The organism is Plantactinospora siamensis (assembly GCF_042434095.1).
In the GTDB taxonomy this organism is placed as follows: Bacteria; Actinomycetota; Actinomycetes; order Mycobacteriales; family Micromonosporaceae; genus KBS50.
In genome coordinates this window covers 171,512-189,612 of record NZ_JBHLUE010000002.1, presented here as the reverse complement: position 1 = coordinate 189,612, position 18,101 = coordinate 171,512, and the positions used below count along the sequence as shown (strand labels likewise).

Here is an 18,101-nt window from a genome sequence, read left to right as displayed (position 1 = left end):
GCCGCTCGCGCCGGCCGCGAGCGCCGGGACGGATCAGGAGGCGAGGTCGCGGTACCGTCCGCGGTGGTGCAGCAGCGGCGGTACGTCGTCCGCCAGTTCGACCGTCTCGATGGTGGCCTCGATCAGCAGCGCCCAGCCGAACGGCCGGGCCTCGTCGAGCCGGCAGCCCGCCCAGCCACCGGCGTCGGCCGGCACCGGCCCGAAGTCGGTCTCCGTCCACTCGCCCTCGGCGAACGGCCCGCCCGGCGCCGGGAAGAGCCCGGCGAACCGGTCCGCGAGGCGGCGATGCGCGGGACCGAGCGGCGTCACCGCGAACCGCTCGGCCGCGGTGAGCGCGGACCAGAACTCCGACTCGTCGTCGACCAGGCCCAGCAACCGGCCCGGAGCGCCGTCGGCCACCAGCGTCGAGGAGACCGTGAGACCGGCCGGCCCCGGCGCGGTCCACAGCGTCACCGGGGCGGCCAGCCGGCCGCGCAGCCGGCGTACCGGCGACCGGTCGGCCTGGGGGGTCGCGAACGGGTCGGTGTGGTGGATCTGGCCACCGGGCGGCTGGGTCACCCGACCAATTCTGCCCGGCGGGCATCAGCGGCGCGGGGTGACCGACTGGAGCAGTTCCGGCATGCGGCGGTCGAGCACGTCCCCCGCGAGGTACGTGCCGAGCACCGCGGCCCCGGTGCCGTAGGCCAGGCCGACCGGGAGGGCCAGCCACAGCCAGCCGTCCCCCAGCAGCGCGTTGGCCACCAGCATCGGCACCCCGGCCACGGCGGTGCCCAGCATGGCCACGAAGCTGAGGAACGACTTCGCCACCCCGGCGCCGGTGTTGATGGCGAACGGGTTGCTGTTTTCCGGCAGCGCGTACGCACCGAAGATCGAAATGAACTGGTTGATGCCGATGCCGGCGCCGTACGCCGCGAACAGGGTGCCGGCGATCATTCCCCACCATCCCGGCCGGCCGAGCAGCAGGGCAAGGGCCACCGAGATCACCGCGAGCAGGGGCACGACGTACAGCGAATAGGCGGTCGCCCGAGCCCGCAGCTCGGCGCCGCCGGGCACGCCGGCCGTGACGTTCGCGGCGTACGCGCTGCCGTCGTAGCCGAACTGGTTGACCAGGGTGATCGCGGCGAGCAGGCCGACGAAGAGCAGCGAGAAGCTGAGCGTGACCCGGGACGGCGACCCGGCGCCGACGTCGCCGTGGACGCCGCGGATGTTCATCATGGCCGGGAGGAAAATGCCGACCACGGCGAAGGTGATCAGGCCGGCCCGACGCCGCATGTCTCGCCACCAGTAGCGGACCTCCCGGGCGACCAGCGCGCCGTACCGGGTCGGTCGCAGCCCGTCCAGGACCCGCGGAAAGAGCTGGCGCACGGGGGAGTCCGCGCTCGCGCCCCGGCGCGGCGCGGTCGCGCCGCCGGTCGCGCCCAGCATGGCCGACTCGACCGACCGGGCCCACCACCACAGCAGCAGCCCGATGGCCAGCACGGTGATGAGCAGCTTGACCGGCGCGGCCCAGGCCCGCCCGTCGGCCACGTCCAGGCCCATCGTGAACGGCGCCCCGAGTGGGGTCCAGCCGACGATCCGGGCCGGCGTCTCGTACCGGTGCCAGTCGGTGTTCTCCACGGTGCCCAGCACGGCGATCTGGAGCGGGCCGAGCAGCGCGGCGAACAGGGCGAGCAGCACCGCGGCCAGGTCACGGACCCGCCGGGACCGGAGCATGGTGGCGAAGGCGCTGGTGATGGCCCGGCTCACGGCCACGCAGAGGACCACCCCGGCCAGTACGCCGACGATCGCCACCAGGCCGGCGGGCGCGCCGCCCAGCCCCCACGCCGAGACCACCAGGCCGGTCGAGCCGAGCAGGGTGGCCAGCGCCGGCACGCCGAACAGCGCCGCCGCGAGCAGCCCGCCGATCAGCGTGCGGCGGGGCAACGGCAGCAGCGCGAACCGGGCCGGATCCAGCGTCTCGTCGACGCCGAAGAAGACCAGCGGCAGGAACAGCCAGCCGAGCACCAGCAGCCCGCCGCCGAACGCGGAGACCAGCAGCGCCACGTCGGGCCGGTCGGTCATGCCGGGTGCCGCGAAGAGCAGGAAGCCGGTGCCCGCGAACCACAGCGCCAGCACGAGCCCGACGACGAACATGATGATCCGGGCCGGCTGGCCGCGGAAGTTGTTGCGCAGCACCCGCAGCTTGAGTCGGACGAAGTGTCCCGGCGAGACCGGGCGCCGGGCCGCGACCGGCCGGTCCGCCGGTGCGGCCACCTCGGTCACAGCCACGCCAGCTCCTCGCCGGTCGCCGTCCGGCCGCCGACGACCTCGACGAACGTGTCCTCCAGCGACCGGTCACCGCGGACCTCGGCAAGCGTGCCCACCCGCTTGATCGCCCCGTCGGCCAGGATCGCCACGTGGCTGCACAGCCGTTCCACCACCTCCATCACGTGACTGGAGAAGATGACAGTGCCGCCGCCCGTCACGTACCGGTGCAGGATGTCCCGGATCAGGGCCGCGGAGACCGGGTCGACGGCCTCGAACGGCTCGTCGAGGACGAGCAGCCGGGGCGCGTGCAGCAGGGCGCAGGCCAGGCCGATCTTCTTCTTCATGCCGGCGGAGTAGTCGATCACCATGGTGCGGCCGGAGTCGGCCAGCGCCAGCACGTCGAGCAGCTCCCGGGCGCGCTGGTCGACCACCTGCGGGTCCATCCCGCGCAACAGACCGTGGTACGCCAGCAGCTCCGGCCCGGTCAGCCGGTCGAACAGCCGTACGCCGTCCGGCAGCACGCCCAGCAGGCGCTTGGCCTCGATGGGGTCGGCCCACACCTCGTGACCCAGCACGTACGCGGTGCCGGCGTCCGGGCGGAGCAGTCCGACGGCCATCGACAGCGTGGTGGTCTTGCCGGCGCCGTTGGGCCCGAGCAGCCCGTAGAACGAGCCGGCCGGCACGTCGAGATCGACGCCCGCCACCGCCACCTTGTGGTCGAACCGCTTGGCCAGTCCGCGCAGCGCGAGCGCCGGCCGTCCGTTCCCATCCATGCGGCCACCGTAGACCGCCACCGCCAGCCAGGACTCCGGCCAGAGAATGATCTCCGGCTCCTCCCGCGGGCGGAGCGCTCACCGGTCCGCCCCGCGGAGGTTGACCGGTTAGGAAGGGCCCCTTCCTCTACAAAAAGCGATAACAAGGGGCCCGGCGGACCCGCCGGCGGCGCATGCTGCGCCGGAGCGCCCCCGGCGGGTCCGTCCTTACAGCCGGATGGCCTCGGGGGAGTGCAGGCGGAGCATGGTGGCGGCTACGTCCGCGGGGGTGCGGCGGCGGGTGGCCATCGAGGCGACCGCCATCACCGTGAAGGCGAGCGGCACCGTCCAGGCGGCCGGCTGGGTCACCAGCACCGAGGGCCAGCCGCGCAGCGGCGGCCCGAGCACCGTGACCAGGACCGCCAGCACGGCCGCGCCGCCGCCGGCCAGCACCCCGGCGATCGCCCCGGCGGCGGTGAGCCCGCGCCACCAGATGCCGAGCACCAGCAGCGGGCAGAAGCTCGAGGCCGCCACCGCGAAGGCCAGGCCGACCACCTGGGACACATCCAGCCCGGTGACCGACAGGGCGAGCGCCATCGGCACCACCCCGGCCACCAGGGCGGCCAGCCGGAAACCCCGTACCGAACCGCGCCGCAGCACGTCCGCGGAGAGCACCCCGGCCACGCTGGTGAGCAGGCCAGAGGAGGTGGACAGGAACGCCGCGAACGCGCCCGCCGAGACCAGCGCCGCGAGCAGGTGGCCGACGGTCGAGCCGCCGAGCGCCACCGACGGCAGCAGCACCACCACCGCGTCGGTGTCGCCGGTCACCAGCAACTGCGGGGTGTAGACCCGGCCCAGCACCCCGTACAGGGTGGGCAGCAGATAGAAGGCCCCCACCAGGCCGAGGACCACCAGCGTGGTCCGGCGGGCGGCGGCGCCGTCGGAGTTGGTGTAAAAGCGCACGAGTACGTGCGGCAGCCCCATCGTGCCCAGGAAGGTGGCCAGGATCAGCGAGTACGTGCCGAACAGCCCCCGGTCGTCCCGGCCGGCGGCGCTGGGCAGCAGCCAGTCCACCCCGCCCCGGGTCTGCACCGTGGACACCTCCGGCACCGGTTCACCGGCCGGGAAGCTCAGCCGGTCGCCGGGGCGTACCCGCTGGATCGTGCCGTCGGCCCGGGTGACGGTCGCGTCCTGCCGGACCTCGACGGTGGTGGCGGTCCGGAACACCGTGCCGGACTCCGGCGTCACGGCCGGACGCCCGTCCGACTGCCACTGCAGGACCAGGAAGATCGCCGGTACGGCCAGCGCGGTGAGCTTGAGCCAGTACTGGAAGGCCTGCACGAAGGTGATGGCCCGCATGCCGCCGAGCGCCACGTTCGCGGTCACCACCGCGCCGACCAGCAGGGCGCCCAGCGCGTACGGCAGGCCGGTCACCGTGCTGAGGGTGAGCCCGGCGCCCTGGAGCTGGGGCACCAGATAGAGCCAGCCGATGAAGATCACGAAGAGGGTGGCGAGCTTGCGCAGCGGGCGCGAGCCGAGGCGCAGCTCGCAGAAGTCGGGCAGGGTGAACGCGCCCGACCGGCGCAGCGGCGCGGCCACGAACAGCAGCAACGCCAGATAGCCGGCCGCGAACCCGACCGGATACCAGAGCACGTCCACGCCGTACTTGAGGATCAGGCCGGCCACGCCCAGGAACGAGGCGGCCGAGAGGTATTCGCCGCCGATCGCGGCCGCGTTCCAGGTCGGGCTCACCATCCGGGAGGCCACCAGGAAGTCCGAGGTGGTCCGGGCCACCCGCAGGCCGTAGAAGCCGATGGCCACCGTGACCAGCGTGACGACCACGATGGCCGGTGCCGCGTACGGGATGGCCATCAGCGCTCCGGCCGCTGGACCAGGTCGGTGAAGTCCTGCTCGTTGCGTTCGGCCCAGTGCACGTGCAGCCAGCCCACGCCGAGCAGGAACGGGTACGCCGCGACGCCGAGCAGCAGCCAGGGCAGCTTCACCCCGAACAGCGTGACCCGGCCGACCGTGGGGGCGATGGCGAACAGCAGCGGCAGGCCGCCGAGCCCGATCACCACCACCAGCGAGAGCCGTACGGCCAGCGCCAGCTGGGCCCGGACCAGGCCGCGGACCAGCGCGTCGCCGATCTGCGTGCCCTGGGCCAGCTCGGTGCGGATGGGGGCCCGCGGCGTGGACCGGCGGCCCACCTCGGCCAGCACGATGCGGGCCCGCCGCGGCGGATCCGCGGGCGCCGGGGCCGGGGTGTCGGGGGTTGCGGCCACCCCGGCAGTCTCACCGTCCGGAGATGTTTGTCAAGACAAGCATCTGCCGGGGCGTCGCCGGGCTGTGGACAACCTGTGGACAACGGGTCACCCCTGTGGACAACTCGGGGCGGTTGTGGATAACGGCCGGGGCTGCCAGGGTGAAGCGGTAGAAAGGACCGGTGATGACCAGCCCCGTCGCTCAGCCTCGGCACGGTGACGCCTGGACGGTGGACGACCTCTGGGCGCTCCCTGCCGATGGCCAGCAGTACGAGATCTTCGACGGGAGCCTGCTCGTGTCGCCCCATGCGGATGTCTTCCACGGCGGGGTGGCCAACCGGCTCCGCCGGCTGCTCGACCGGCAGGCCCCGGACGACCTGCTCGTCGGCCAGGACATCGGGGTGAGCGCCAAGCGATCCTCATACCTCGTGCCCGACATCTTCGTCGCGCGGGACCACGCCATCGACCGGGGCGGGTCGGCGCTGCGTCCCGAGGACGTGCTGCTGGTGATCGAGGTCATCTCGCCGAGCAACGCCGGCCGGGACCTGGTCCTGAAACGCCACGAGTACGCCGTGGCCGGCATACCGCGCTACTGGCTCGTGGACCCGCGCAAGCGGACCCTGACGGTGTTGGAGAACGTCGGCGGCGTCTACCGGGAGGCGGCCCTGGTGACCGCGGGTCAGACCTGGACGGCCGACCAGCCGTTCCCGCTCACCCTCGATCTGGGCACCATCTGCTGATCCCGCTCGGCATACGATGCGGCGGTGCTGCTCGCCGTCGTGGTCGCCGCCGCGCTTGCCGGCGCCGGCTGGGGCGTGCTCGTTTCCGGCCTGGTCCACCGGTACGCGGTCGAGTGGCCGGCCGGGGCGCCCCGACCGGAGTGGCGCACCGGCTGCGCGTACTGCGGGGCGGAGCGCGGCCCCTGGTGGCGGGCCGCCGGCCGGTGCCCGGGGTGCGGGCGGCGACCCCGACCGGGCCGGTGGCTGACCGTGCCGCTGTCCGCGGCGGCCTGCGGCGGGGTGGCAGCCGCGGTGGGACCGGTGGCCGCGCTGCCGGCGTACCTGCTGTTCGCCGCGCTGGCCGTGCCGCTCGCCCTGGTCGACCTCGCGGTGCTCCGGCTGCCCGACCCGCTGGTCGGCACGGTGGCCGCCGGCGGGCTGGCGCTGCTCGGGCTGGCGGCCCTGGTCGACGGCGCCGGCTGGCCGTTGCTGCGCGCGCTCGGGGCGGCGGCGGCCTGCGGTGTCGGTTATCTGACCATCGCCCTGGTGCCGCGTTCGGGGCTCGGTTTCGGCGACGTGAAGCTCGGCGCGACCATCGGGCTGCTGCTCGGCTGGCTCGGCTGGTTCCCGGTGGTGGCCGGGGTGGCGCTGGCCCCGCTGCTCAACCTTCCGCTGGTGGTGGGCCTGCTCGTCACGGGTCGGGCCGGCCGCAAAACGTCCGTCCCGTTCGGCCCCGCCTTGCTCGCGGGGACGTTTGCGGCGATGATCATTGCCGCCCTGCGATAGTTCCCTTGGGCAAGAAAGAATCCACCGAACGGCGGGTTTGGTTGTCATCCCGGCTGCCGGATCGGTCGGCCGCGATCAGCACCGGCGGCGGACTGACACGGCCGCCACCGGCCGACAGACTCGGTCCGCTTCACTTCCCCCGTAACCGTCGCGACGGTCCGAAACGCCGCGACCCCTCCCCTGGAGCGCTTCTTCATGAACGAGTACGTCAACCGGATGGTGGCCTGGTTCCAGTCCTGGGACCTGGCAGGTCGGCTGGAGCGGGACCGCGGCGCTACCGCTGTGGAGTACGCCCTCATCATCGGTCTGATCGCGGTCATCATCGCTCTCACCATCCCCTTCCTCGGGACCGCCATCTCCGGCCGGTTCACCGCGGCATGTCGGGCGATTGGCGGACCCAACGCGGCATGCGCCCCGTAGGCACGCAATGGCTGAACCGAGGGTCCGGTTCGACGAGTCCGGCGACCGGACCCTCGGCTGGCTCAACCGAACGAGGCACCGCACACCGGACCAGGGGGCGGCGGCGGTCGAAATGGCGCTCGTGCTGCCGCTGCTGCTGCTCCTGATCTTCGGGATCATCGACTTCGGACGGATGTTGAACGCGCAGCTCAACGCCACCCAGGCGGCCCACGAGGGCGCCCGGGCGGCGGCGTTCGGACAGGACCCGGCCGACCGGGTCGCGGCCATCGCCGGCACCGACGTCCAGGTCACGGTGGCCGACCCGTGCCAGCCGGGGTCGCTGCCCGACAGTGCGCCGGTGACGGTACGGGTGGTCGACCGGTTCCAGTTCGTCACCCCGATCGGCGCGCTGGCCGGCATCACCCTGGGCGGCCCGGACAACCGGATCGCCATCACCGGCCGAGGGGTCATGCCGTGCCAGTGAGCCAAACCCTGCGCCGGCTCGTCGAGGGGGCGAGCCGGCGCCTCGCCGTGCCGTCTTCGGGCCGGTGGCTGGCCGAGCGGTCCCCGGGCCGGTGGCTGGGCGAGCGGCCCGCGAGCCGAAGCCGCGGCGATCGGGGCGCGGTGGCCATCACCGTGGCGCTGCTGCTCGGCTCGGGCGTGCTGCTCGGGATGGCGGCCCTGGTGGTGGACGTGGGCAACCTGTACGCCGAGCGGACCCAGCTGCAGAGCGGGGCCGACGGCGCGGCCCTGCGGGTGGCCCAGGAGTGCGCGAGCGCGGCCGGCGACTGCTCGGCCGCCAACCGCCGGGATCTCGCGGCGGGCCTCGCCCGGGACAACGCCGCCGACGGCGCGGCCGCGGCGCAGGTGTGCGGCCGGTTCGAGGGCGACTCGGTGGACTGCCCGGCCCCCACCGGCGGGGTCCCCGACTGTGTCGGCCCGGCTCCGGACGCCGGCGACTACGCCGAGGTGCACACCGGGACCGAGACCGCGGACGGGCGTACCGTGCTGCCGCCGGTCTTCGCCCAGGCCGTGCTGAGCGGCTTCAACGGCGCGCACGTCACGGCCTGCTCCCGGGTCGGCTGGGGCGCCCCGGCCACCGCCACCGGGCTGGCCATGACGCTGTCCGCCTGCGACTGGCGGACGCTCACCAACGACGGCCGGCGGTACCCGTCGACCGAGGGCGCCATCCCGCTGTACGACCCGGACGCCCCCGACGCGTGCGGCGCGGCCGCCGGCACCCGGGGTGGCTTCCGCTGGCTGGCCCCGACCGGCGCCGACTGCCGGACCACGCTGTCGGCGGGCGACGCCGTCGGCACCGACGCCACCCTGGCCGGCGGCTGCGCGAGGGCCCTGGCCGACCTGCGCGACTCGGGCCGGCCGGTGGCGGTGCCGGTCATCGGCGCGGTCACCGGCGCCGGCAGCGCGGCCCGGTACGAGGTGCGCGGGTTCGCCGCGTTCGTGGTCACCGGCTGGCAGCTGCCCGGCGACGACGAGCCGCCGGCCGGGGCGGCGCCCTGCGCGACCGCCGGCAACTGCGTGTACGGCCACCTCGTCCGCGACCTGGTGCCGGGCGGTGGCGCCCTCGGCGGACCGGACCTGGGGGCCAGGATCGTCCAACCCATCGGCTGACCCAGAACCGCACACCCCCTCCCCGATAAGGAACCCGGAAACATGAACCGACGCGTCATCTCGGTGGTCCTCGCCGTCGTGCTCGCGGCCATCGGCACCGGCGCCGTCCTGCTGTACCTGCGCTCGGCCGACGCCCGCGCCACCGCCGGCAAGCAGGCCCGGACGGTGCTGGTGGCCGACAAGCAGATCCCGGCCGGTACGTCCGGGCGGGCGCTGCGGTCGAACGGGTACCTGCGCGCGGTGCCGATGCCGGTGGGCTCGCTGCCGGAGGACACGCTCGGCGAGGTCGGCGCCGACCTGGACACCATGGTCGTCACCTCGGCCGTCCAGCGCGGCCAGCTGCTGCTGCGGGCCATGTTCGGCACGGCCGTCAAGAACGGCAGCGGGGTGGCCATCCCGGACGGCCAGCTCGCGGTGAGCGCCCGGGTCACCTCCACGGTGTTCAGCCCGTCGTCGGTGCGTGCCGGCACCCGGGTGGCCATCTTCTACACGTACACCCCGGCCGACCCGGCCAAGCGGGACACGGTCTCCGGCGCCGGCCTGGAGAAGGGCCGGGCGGTCAACAGCGTCACCCGGCTGCTCATGACGAACGTCGAGGTCATCTCCGTGGAGGCCGCGGCCAAGGGGAGCGGTGGGGACGCCGTGACCTCGACGGGCGGCGGCAAGAACGAATTCGAGGTCACCTTCGGGCTCAACCAGCGGGACGCCGAGCGGTTGGCGCACGCCGTCGCGCTGGGTGGCGCGATCAACATCGGCCTGCTGGGCGACACCTCCGACGTCAAGCCCGACACCGGCGTCGACAACCGATCGCTGTTCGGGTAAGCGCGTGATGACCATCCTGTTCGAACCGAACCGCCAGTGGAGCGGGCACCTGGCCGGCCTGCTGGGCGCCGGGGTCCTGCCGGCGAGCCGGATCGAGGACGTGGAGCGGCTGCTGGCCGACCAGCCGGCCGAGCCGCTGGTGGTGTTCGGGCCCAGCACGGACGCGCGGCTGGCGGTCGACTTCTCGGCCCAGCAGCGGCTCACCCGCCCGGCGCTCGGGGTGGTGCTGCTGCGCGAGGGCCTGGACGTGGAGACCCTCGGCCAGGCGCTCCGGGCCGGCATCCGGGACGTGGTCGAGGTCCGCGACGTGGCCGCGGTACGGGCGGCCTGCATGCGGTCCATCGAGGTGTCCCGGCATCTGCAGCAGGGGGCCGCGCCGGCGCCCGCCCCGCCGGCGGCCCCGGCCGCCGAGGCCAAGGTGGTGACCGTGTTCGCCGCCAAGGGCGGGTGCGGCAAGTCGACGCTGGCCACCAACCTGGCCGTGGCGCTGGCCGACGGCGGCCGGCACCGGGTCTGCCTGGTGGACCTCGACCTGGCCTTCGGGGACGTCGGCATCATGCTCCAATTGGTGCCCGAGCGCGGCATCGCGGACGCGGTGAGCGCCCGGGACCGGATCGACGCCAACCTGGTCCGCGCGCTGCTCACCCCGTACGGGCCGGGGCTGGACGTGCTGCTCGCGCCGGTCGGGCCGGCCGAGGCGGAGCGGATCGACCGGGACCTCGTGGCCCGGGTGCTGGCCGCGCTGCGCACGATGGTGGACTACGTGGTGATCGACACGCCGGCCGCCTTCACCGACGGGGTGCTGGCCGCGCTCGACGTCTCCGACCTGCACGTGCTGGTGGCCACCCCGGACGTGCCGGCGCTGAAGAACCTGCGGATCGCCATCGACATGCTCGACCTGCTCGGGCTGCGCCGGGAGAACCGGCTGGTGGTGCTCAACCGCAGCGACTCCCGGGTCGGGCTCACCGGCGCCGACGTGGACCGGGTGCTGCGTACGCCCATCGGGGCGCACATCCCGTCCAGCCGGGACGTACCCATCTCGATCAACCGGGGGGTGCCGATCGTGGCGGACAAGCCGGCGCATCCGGTCAGCAAGGCCATCCGGGAGGTGGCGCAGGCGCAGATCGCCAACCGGACGCCGCACCGGGCCGGCCGCGGGCTGCGCGAGCGGCTGGGCCGCGGAGGCAACCGATGAGCGAGCGGAGCGAGGAGTCGGCATGAGCCTCAGCGATCGGCTGGCGCAGCGCTACCCGAACTCCGCCGACAGCGGCGGCCGGGGCCGTACGTCGGGAACGGTGACCGTCCCGGCCGGCGGCTCGATGGCGGCGCTGCGGCTGCGGGTGCACCGCGAGCTGCTGGACATCCTGGGCCCGCAGCTCTACGACACCCGCACCGCCGACGCGGTGCTGGAGCAGAAGGTCCGGGACACCATCAACGACGTCCTGGCCCGGACGGACTCGCCGCTCGCGGTGGCCGACCCGGCCCGGATCGCGGCCGACCTGCTCGACGAGATTCTCGGGCACGGCCCCATCGAGCCGCTCCTGCGCGACCCGGACGTCACCGAGATCATGGTGAACGGGCCGGACCAGATCTTCGCCGAGCGCTTCGGGCGGATCCACCCGGTCGACGCGTCGTTCGTGGACGAGCACCACCTGCGCCGGGTGATCGACCGGATCGTCTCCCGGGTGGGTCGCCGGGTGGACGAGTCCAGCCCGATGGTGGACGCCCGGCTGCCCGACGGCAGCCGGGTGAACGTGGTGCTGCCGCCGGTGGCCCTGGACGGCTCGGTGCTCACCATCCGCAAGTTCGCCCGGGAGGCGTTCACCGCCAACGACCTGATCGGCTTCGGCACCCTCACCCCCGAGGTGGCCCAGCTGCTGTACGCCTGCGTACGGGCCCGGCTCGACGTGGTGATCAGCGGCGGCACCGGCTCGGGCAAGACCACGACGCTGAACGTGCTCTCCAGCTTCCTGCCGCCGGAGGAGCGGATCGTCACCATCGAGGACGCGGCCGAGCTCCAGCTGCGGCAGAACCACGTGCTCCGGCTCGAATCGCGACCGCCGAACATCGAGGGCCGCGGCGAGATCACCGTACGGGACCTGGTTCGCAACGCGCTCCGGATGCGCCCCGACCGCATCGTCATCGGTGAGGTCCGGGACGGTGCCGCGCTGGACCTGCTGCAGGCCATGAACACCGGCCACAACGGGTCGCTCACCACCGTGCACGCCAACACGCCGCGGGACTCGGTGGCCCGGCTGGAGACCATGTCGCTGATGGCCGGGCTGGAGCTGCCGGTACGTGCCATCCGGGAGCAGATCGCCAGCGCCGTGGACCTGATCGTGCACCAGAGCCGGCTGCGGGACGGGACCCGCCGGGTCACCCACGTGACCGAGGTGCTCGGGATGGAGGGCGAGGTGGTGATCATGCAGGACCTGTTCGTCTTCGATCACCGGGCCGGCCTCGACGAGCATGGCCGGCACCGCGGCACGCTGCGGTGGACCGGGCTGCGCCCCCGGCTGCTCGACGCGCTGGAGGACGCCGGCGAGCCGGTGCCGGCCGGCATGTTCGAGGGCCAGCCGTGGTGACCCGCCGCCTGGTGGTGGCCGGGCTGGTCTCCGTGGCGGCGCTCGCCGCCGGGGCCGGGCCGGCCCGGGCCGACGACGGGCTCACGGTCGTGCCCGGCGCGGTGACCGCGGACCGGGTGGAACTGGTGGCGGACCTGCCCGGGGCGGCCGGTGGCGAGCTTCCACCGGTGACCGTGAGCTGGAACGGCCAGCCGCTGTCCGCCACGGTCCGCCCGGACCGGGCCGGGCCGGACCGGTCGGTCGTGGTGGTGCTGGACACCGGCACGGCCGCCGCCGGCACCCTGCCGGCGGCCCGGGACGGCGTGCTCGGCTTCGCCGCGGCCGCCCCCGCCGAGCTGGCCATCGGGCTGGTGTCGGCCGCCGGCACCCCGGCGGTGGTGCTGCCGCCCACCCGGGACCGGGCGGCGCTGCGTACCGCCGTGGCGGGGTTGCGGGCCGGCGGCGACCCGGCCATCTACGCCGGCCTGGCCACCGCGGCCGGGGTCGGCGGCGGGGCCGCGGACCGGCGGCTGCTGGTGGTGGCCGCCAACCCGGACAACTCGGCCGACGCGGACCGGATTGCCGGGCAGCTGACCTCGGCCAAGCGGCGGATCGACCTGGTGCCGGTCGGCGCCGCCCGGGGCGGGCTGACCCGGCTGCGCCGGGCGGTGGCCGCGACCGGCGGAACGGTCCGGCCCGCCGCCGCGCCCGGGGCGCTGCCCGGGGCGCTGCGCGCGATGGCCGGCACCTTCCCGGTCCGCGCCACCATCTCGGTGGCCGTGCCGCCGGAGCTGGCCGGCACCGAGACCCGGCTCGCCGTGTCGGTCGGCGCCGGAGCGGACCGGGCCAGCGCCGACGTGCCGGTGCGGATCCCGGCCCTGCCCTCGGCCGCCGCCTCGGCCGCGACCGGCGGCGGCCTGCGCGGCCTCGGGCTGGGCCTTGGGCCGCTCACGCTGCTCATCTTTGGGTTGCTGGTGGCGGCGATCCTGCTGGTGGTCTTCGCCGGCGGCGACTCGGTCCGGCCCGGCCGGCTGCGCCAGGTGGAACGGTTCCGGGTGGCCGGCGGGGGCGTGCCGATCACCGGCGACACCGGTCCGAACCGCGCCGGACCGCGCCGGCGGCCGAACCGGACCGGACCCCCCGGCCCGGCGGAGCGGGCCGGCGCCCAGCCCGACGGCGAGGCCGAGCACGGGCCCAACCGGCTGCTCTGGGCGGCCGGCTGCGCGGTGGCCGGGGCGATCCTGCTGGGGCTGCTGGCCGGCCCGCTCGGGCTGCTGCTCGGCGCCGTGCTGGGCTGGTTCGTCCCGGCGCTGCGGCGGCGGACGCGGGAGCGGCGTCGCCGCCGCGCCTTCGCCGACCAGCTGCCGGACGCGCTCCAGCTGGTGGTCGGCTCGCTGAAGTCCGGCTTCTCGCTGGGCCAGTCGATCGACGGGGTGGTCCGGGACGCCCCGCCGGGCCCGCTGGCCGTGGAGCTGGGTCGGGCCATGTCCGAGGTACGGCTGGGCTCCGACCTGGACGACGCGCTGGAGCGCACGGCCGAGCGGGTGGGCAACGAGGACCTGGCCTGGGCGGTGATGGCCATCCGGATCCAGCGGGAGACCGGGGGCAACCTGGCCGAGGTGCTGGAGACCGCGGTGGAGACGCTGCGCGAGCGGGACCGGCTGCGCCGGCACGTCCGGGCGCTGTCGGCCGAGGGGCGGCTGTCCGCGTACGTTCTCATCGGGCTGCCGTTCGCGCTGGCCGGCTGGCTGCTGCTGACGCGCCGGGACTACCTGGCCGCGCTCTGGACCACCCCGCTGGGGCTGACCATGTTGATCGGCGCCGCGGTGCTGATGGCCGTCGGCACCTTCTGGATGAGCCGCTGGACGAAGGTAGAGGTGTAGCCGTGCCGAACATGCTGCTGGTGGCGGGGCTGGGCGCGCTCTTCCTGGCCATCATCCTGGCGCTCACCGCGGTCACCGCGGGGGAGGGCCGGGGCGCGGTCACCCGGACGCTGCGCGCCGTCGACCAGGGCTACCGGATCGCCGCGGCCCGCGCCCAGGCCGCGGAGCCGCCGGCCGGATCGCTGCCCCGGCAGGCCGCCTCGATCGGCCGGCGGCTCAGCACGAGCGGGGCGCTGACCTGGCTGACCCGCCGGCTCGACCAGGCGGGCAACCCGTCATGGCTGAGCGTCGACGCGGTGCTCGCGTACCAGGGACTGCTCCTGTTCGTCGGGGCCGCGCTCGGTCTGCTGCTCTCGCTGCTCTACACCGGCCCGATCGGCGCGCTGGGCTGGGCGGTGGTCGGCGGCGCCGCCGGCTTCTTCGCGCCGTACGCGCTGGTGCTGCACCTGGCGCAGGAGCGCCAGGAGGAGATCCGGCGCACCCTGCCGGACATCATGGACACCCTGGTGGTGACCGTCGAGGCGGGTCTGGGTTTCGAGGCGGCGCTCGCGCAGGTGGTCCGGAACGGCCGGGGACCGATGGTGGGCGAGTTCGCCCGGGTGCTGCACGAGATGCAGATCGGTCAGTCCCGGGTCGACGCGCTCCGGCAGATGGGTGCCCGGAGCAGCGTGCCGCAGCTCAAGGCGTTCGCGTCGGCGGCCGTGCAGGCCACCTCGCTGGGCGTCCCGATGGGCAAGGTGCTGCGGCAGCAGGCCGCGGAGATGCGGCTGCGCCGCCGGCAGCGCGCGGAGGAGATGGCGCAGAAGGTGCCGGTGAAGATCCTCTTCCCCGTGATCTTCTGCATCTTCCCGGCCCTCTTCGTCGTGGTCCTCGGTCCGGGGATCATCCGGCTGCTCGCCACCCTCGGCAACTGAGTGGTCGCCTAGTGCTGCGGCCCCTGTCGTGGTGGCGGCATCCGGCGCCGGAACGGCTCCGCCGGCAGCCCGATCTTGGCCCGCGCCCGCGCCAGGTAGGTCTTTACCGTCGACTCGCTGACGTGCATGACCTCGGCCATCTCGGCCGGGCTCAGCCCGGCGGCCAACAACCGGCCCACCTCGCGCTCCCGCGGGCTCAGCTCGACCTTTCCCGGCTCGGCGGCCTCCCGCAACAACCGGGCGAGCGAGCGGGTGCCGAAGCTGGCGCCCCCGGAGAGGCAGACCCCGATGGCCGCGGCGGCCTCCGCCACCTCGACCGGCGGAGTGACGTGGGTGGTGATGCCGGCCGAGACCGCGCGACGGAGCAGCCGGGTGTCGGGGGGGCTGAACAGGACCACGCACAGCTCCGGGCGGCGGGCGCGCAGCCGCAGGGCCAGCTCGATGCCGTCGCCGTCGGGCAGCCGGACGTCCATCGTCACGGCGTCCGGCGCCAGCGTGTCGAAGACCCGCTCGGCCTCCACCGCGGAGGTGCTCCGGCCGGCGAGTTCGGTGCCCGGCAGCGTGGCCACGGCACGCCGGACCACGAGATGGGTACCGGGACGGGTGTGGATGGCGAAAACCGTGGGCATCTAACCTCCCCACCCCTGTTTGCCGATCGGCGTTCCGTCACCGGCGGATCACGCGGTGACTGCACCGAGGTTGCCAGGTCGGCGGGGGAATTCACATTAAGTCTTGCTTAGGTACGTGCGCGCAGGGGTGCTGACCTGGCAAAGACGGCTTTCGGACAGTTCGACGTCCGGCGGAGAGGGCAGAGTGGGATAGTGCGCGGCGACGACATTCTGGGGCATCGCTACCGGCTTGTCGCCCAGCTGGGCGCCGGCGGGATGGGCGTGGTCTGGCGGGCCCACGACGAGGTGCTGGACCGCAGCGTCGCGGTCAAGGTGCTCAACCCGCGGTACGCCCAGGACATCGCCTCCCGCCAGCGGGTCCTCGCCGAGGCCCGGGCCGCGGCCCGGCTGACCCACCCGCACGTGGCCGGGGTGTACGACTACGGCGAATCGGACACCGAGACCGGCGATCGGGTGCCGTTCGTGGTCATGGAGCTGCTGCACGGGCGTTCCCTGTCGCAGCGGCTCAAGCGCGGCCCGCTCTCGGTCGAGCTGGCCCTGCGGATCTGTGCCGAGGTCGGGTCGGCGCTCGCGGCGGCGCATGCGCACGGCCTGGTGCACCGGGACGTCAAGCCGGCCAACGTGATGCTGACCGCCAGCGGCGCCAAGGTGGTCGACTTCGGCCTCGCGGCCGTGGCCGGGGAGGCGGACGACCCGGAGGGCACCGGGCTGCTGCTCGGCACGCCGGCGTACGTGGCGCCGGAACGGTTGGCCGGGGACCCGGTCGTGGCGGCCACCGACGTGTACGCCCTGGGCCTGATCCTCTACCTGCTCCTGGCCGGTCGGATGCCGTGGACCGCGGAGACCGCGACCCAGATGCTGGCCGCGCACGCCTACGTCGAACCGGCGCCGCTGCCGCGGCTGACCGGCGTGCCTCCGGTGGTGACCGACCTGGTGCAACGGTGCCTGGCGAAGGAGCCGGAGCGGCGGCCGGGCAGCGAAGAGGTGACGGTGACGCTCGCGCACGCGGCGGGCATCCGGGTGCCGCTGGACGGGCTGGCCGACGACGACCTCGAGGGGCACACCGACCCGGACATCAAGCATCCGGGGCGCGGCTCGGACAGCCGCGGCCGGCCCGCGTTCGGTCGCGCCCAGGCGCCGGCGCGACTCGGCTGGCTGGCCGCGTTCCCCGCCGGCCCCGTGCTGGCCGGCGACTCGCTCGCCACCCGGCTGGGCAACCACCTCGACCCGGCCGCCGACCACCTGACGCTGCGCCAGCAGGCGGGCCTGCTGCTGCGCGGGGCCGTCGGCTACGACCTGGCCATCTGGGCCGTGCTCGATCCGGTGACGCTGATGTGGTCCTCCTGCGTGGTCGACGGCGGTCCGCACGACGAGCGGTTCGAGCACGAGCTGTTCGCCAACGAGTACGGCCAGGAGGACGTGCTCCGGCTCGCCGAGCTCGCCCAGCGGGCGCGAGTGGGTTCGCTGCGCGCCTACACCCAGGGCGACCCGGCCACCAGCCGCCGCTACCGCACCATCCTGCGACCGCGTGGCTTCGCCGACGAGCTGCGGATGACCTTCTACGACGCCGACGGCACCTGGGGGGCGCTGCTGCTGTACCGGACCGACGGCGCGTTCACCGACACCGACATCGCCCGCCTCGCCCCCGCGGCCCGGCCCTTCGGGGCGGTGCTGCACCGGAGCCTGGCCCGGACCGAGGTCGGTGCCGGGCCGGATCAGGCCGACCGGGATCCGGGCCCACGTCCGCCGGTGCAGCGCGGCGTGGCGGACACCGCCGAGCGGTCGGGCCCGGCCGAGGGCCGCGGGTCTGCCGGTTCGGCGGCGCGGCGCCGCGCCGGTGGCCTGGCGGCTCCGGGTGGCACCGGTGGTCGCGGCCGGTGGCCGTGGCCGCGCCGCCGACCGGCCGACCGGGTGGCCGAGCCGGCCGGTCGACCACCGCCTGGCCGCGCCGGACCGCCGACGGCCGGTCGGCTGACCATCTCGCACGACGGGCGCCTGTTCGACGTCACCGAGGACGCCCGGCGGCTGCTGGACACGATCGAGCTGGACCGGGTGGGCGCGGCCGTGGCCCGGGGGCAGCTGTCCGGCCTCATCGATCCGATCGGCGGCGCCCGACAGGACGGCCGGCTGCTGGTCTTCCACGCGGCCGCCCGGGACGCGGCCCTGGACGTGACCGTGCAGCGGATCGGGCCGCACCAGGTGAGCGAGTTCATCCTGCGCGCCCGCGACCTGCAGCCGGTACACCGGCGGATCCTCGGCGCGGTGGCCCTCGGCCGGAGCATCCCGCAGATCGCCCAGGATCTCCGGATCCCCGCGTTCGCCGTGCAGGACGGCATGGTGGCGCTCTTCGACTCGTTCCGGGTGAGCGGCCGGATCGACCTGGTCAAGACGGTGTTCTTCGAGCACTACCTGCCGCTGCACATGGCCGACAGCGAGGTGCCGGTCCGGGACTGACGGCCGCGTCCCGGCGCCGCGGTCCCGGCGCGGCCCCGC

The 18,101-nt window shown here is 74.6% G+C and carries 16 protein-coding genes and 1 pseudogene; 11 read left to right on the top strand and 6 right to left on the bottom strand.

The features are described from left to right. Positions 1-33: 33 nt before the first annotated feature. The 5 genes and pseudogenes from ACFFHU_RS02410 to ACFFHU_RS02390 all read right to left on the bottom strand — a co-directional run. Positions 34-573: pseudogene (locus ACFFHU_RS02410) on the bottom strand (flavin reductase family protein); the annotation flags it as partial. A 9-nt stretch (positions 574-582) separates the two neighbouring features. Next, complete coding sequence (locus ACFFHU_RS02405; protein WP_377336022.1) at positions 583-2,253, bottom strand: ABC transporter permease; 1,671 nt, start codon at positions 2,251-2,253, stop codon at positions 583-585. Between the two features lie 5 nt (positions 2,254-2,258). Continuing rightward, the gene (locus ACFFHU_RS02400; RefSeq protein WP_377335186.1) at positions 2,259-3,020 is read right to left on the bottom strand and encodes an ABC transporter ATP-binding protein; all 762 of its coding nucleotides are present in this window, start codon (positions 3,018-3,020) and stop codon (positions 2,259-2,261) included. 207 nt (positions 3,021-3,227) lie between these two features. Beyond that, positions 3,228-4,871 carry a sodium/solute symporter gene (locus tag ACFFHU_RS02395; RefSeq protein WP_377335185.1) on the bottom strand — a complete coding sequence of 548 codons (1,644 nt, stop codon included), beginning with the start codon at positions 4,869-4,871 and terminating at the stop codon, positions 3,228-3,230. Then, entirely contained in the window at positions 4,871-5,281 is a 411-nt protein-coding gene (locus ACFFHU_RS02390) for a DUF485 domain-containing protein (RefSeq protein WP_377335183.1), read from the bottom strand. Before ACFFHU_RS02390 ends, ACFFHU_RS02395 begins: the two co-directional genes overlap by 1 nt. A gap of 164 nt (positions 5,282-5,445) precedes the next feature. Between ACFFHU_RS02390 and ACFFHU_RS02385 the strand changes: the two genes are divergently transcribed. From ACFFHU_RS02385 to ACFFHU_RS02340, 10 genes are all read left to right on the top strand, one after another. Beyond that, complete coding sequence (locus ACFFHU_RS02385; protein ID WP_377335181.1) at positions 5,446-6,000, top strand: Uma2 family endonuclease; 555 nt, start codon at positions 5,446-5,448, stop codon at positions 5,998-6,000. Between the two features lie 24 nt (positions 6,001-6,024). Continuing rightward, positions 6,025-6,765: a prepilin peptidase gene (locus ACFFHU_RS02380; RefSeq protein WP_377335179.1), complete on the top strand. Its 741-nt coding sequence runs from the start codon at positions 6,025-6,027 to the stop codon at positions 6,763-6,765. Between the two features lie 195 nt (positions 6,766-6,960). After that, positions 6,961-7,185 carry a Flp family type IVb pilin gene (locus ACFFHU_RS02375; RefSeq protein WP_377335177.1) on the top strand — a complete coding sequence of 75 codons (225 nt, stop codon included), beginning with the start codon at positions 6,961-6,963 and terminating at the stop codon, positions 7,183-7,185. A gap of 7 nt (positions 7,186-7,192) precedes the next feature. Further along, positions 7,193-7,648: a TadE/TadG family type IV pilus assembly protein gene (locus ACFFHU_RS02370; RefSeq protein WP_377335175.1), complete on the top strand. Its 456-nt coding sequence runs from the start codon at positions 7,193-7,195 to the stop codon at positions 7,646-7,648. Further along, the gene (locus ACFFHU_RS02365; RefSeq protein ID WP_377335173.1) at positions 7,639-8,796 is read left to right on the top strand and encodes a pilus assembly protein TadG-related protein; all 1,158 of its coding nucleotides are present in this window, start codon (positions 7,639-7,641) and stop codon (positions 8,794-8,796) included. The genes ACFFHU_RS02370 and ACFFHU_RS02365 overlap by 10 nt, the downstream gene beginning before the upstream one ends. 42 nt (positions 8,797-8,838) lie before the next feature. Continuing rightward, positions 8,839-9,618, top strand: coding sequence for a Flp pilus assembly protein CpaB (gene cpaB / locus ACFFHU_RS02360; RefSeq protein ID WP_377335171.1), 780 nt, complete (start codon positions 8,839-8,841; stop codon positions 9,616-9,618). Between the two features lie 7 nt (positions 9,619-9,625). Next, positions 9,626-10,813 (top strand): CpaE/TadZ family protein, encoded by a 1,188-nt coding sequence (locus ACFFHU_RS02355; RefSeq protein WP_377336020.1) that lies wholly within the window; start codon positions 9,626-9,628, stop codon positions 10,811-10,813. 22 nt (positions 10,814-10,835) lie between these two features. Then, complete coding sequence (locus ACFFHU_RS02350; protein ID WP_377335169.1) at positions 10,836-12,203, top strand: TadA family conjugal transfer-associated ATPase; 1,368 nt, start codon at positions 10,836-10,838, stop codon at positions 12,201-12,203. Then, positions 12,197-14,065: a type II secretion system F family protein gene (locus ACFFHU_RS02345; protein ID WP_377335167.1), complete on the top strand. Its 1,869-nt coding sequence runs from the start codon at positions 12,197-12,199 to the stop codon at positions 14,063-14,065. The genes ACFFHU_RS02350 and ACFFHU_RS02345 overlap by 7 nt, the downstream gene beginning before the upstream one ends. An 11-nt stretch (positions 14,066-14,076) precedes the next feature. Further along, positions 14,077-14,979, top strand: a complete 903-nt coding sequence (locus tag ACFFHU_RS02340) for a type II secretion system F family protein (protein ID WP_377336018.1) — start codon at positions 14,077-14,079, stop codon at positions 14,977-14,979. Between the two features lie 8 nt (positions 14,980-14,987). Here ACFFHU_RS02340 and ACFFHU_RS02335 read toward each other — a convergent pair whose 3' ends face one another. Then, entirely contained in the window at positions 14,988-15,608 is a 621-nt protein-coding gene (locus ACFFHU_RS02335; RefSeq protein WP_377335166.1) for a LuxR C-terminal-related transcriptional regulator, read from the bottom strand. A 192-nt stretch (positions 15,609-15,800) separates the two neighbouring features. On the opposite strand from ACFFHU_RS02335, the gene ACFFHU_RS02330 reads away from it, so the two are divergent. Beyond that, positions 15,801-18,062 (top strand): serine/threonine-protein kinase, encoded by a 2,262-nt coding sequence (locus ACFFHU_RS02330; RefSeq protein ID WP_377335164.1) that lies wholly within the window; start codon positions 15,801-15,803, stop codon positions 18,060-18,062. Positions 18,063-18,101 lie beyond the last annotated feature (39 nt).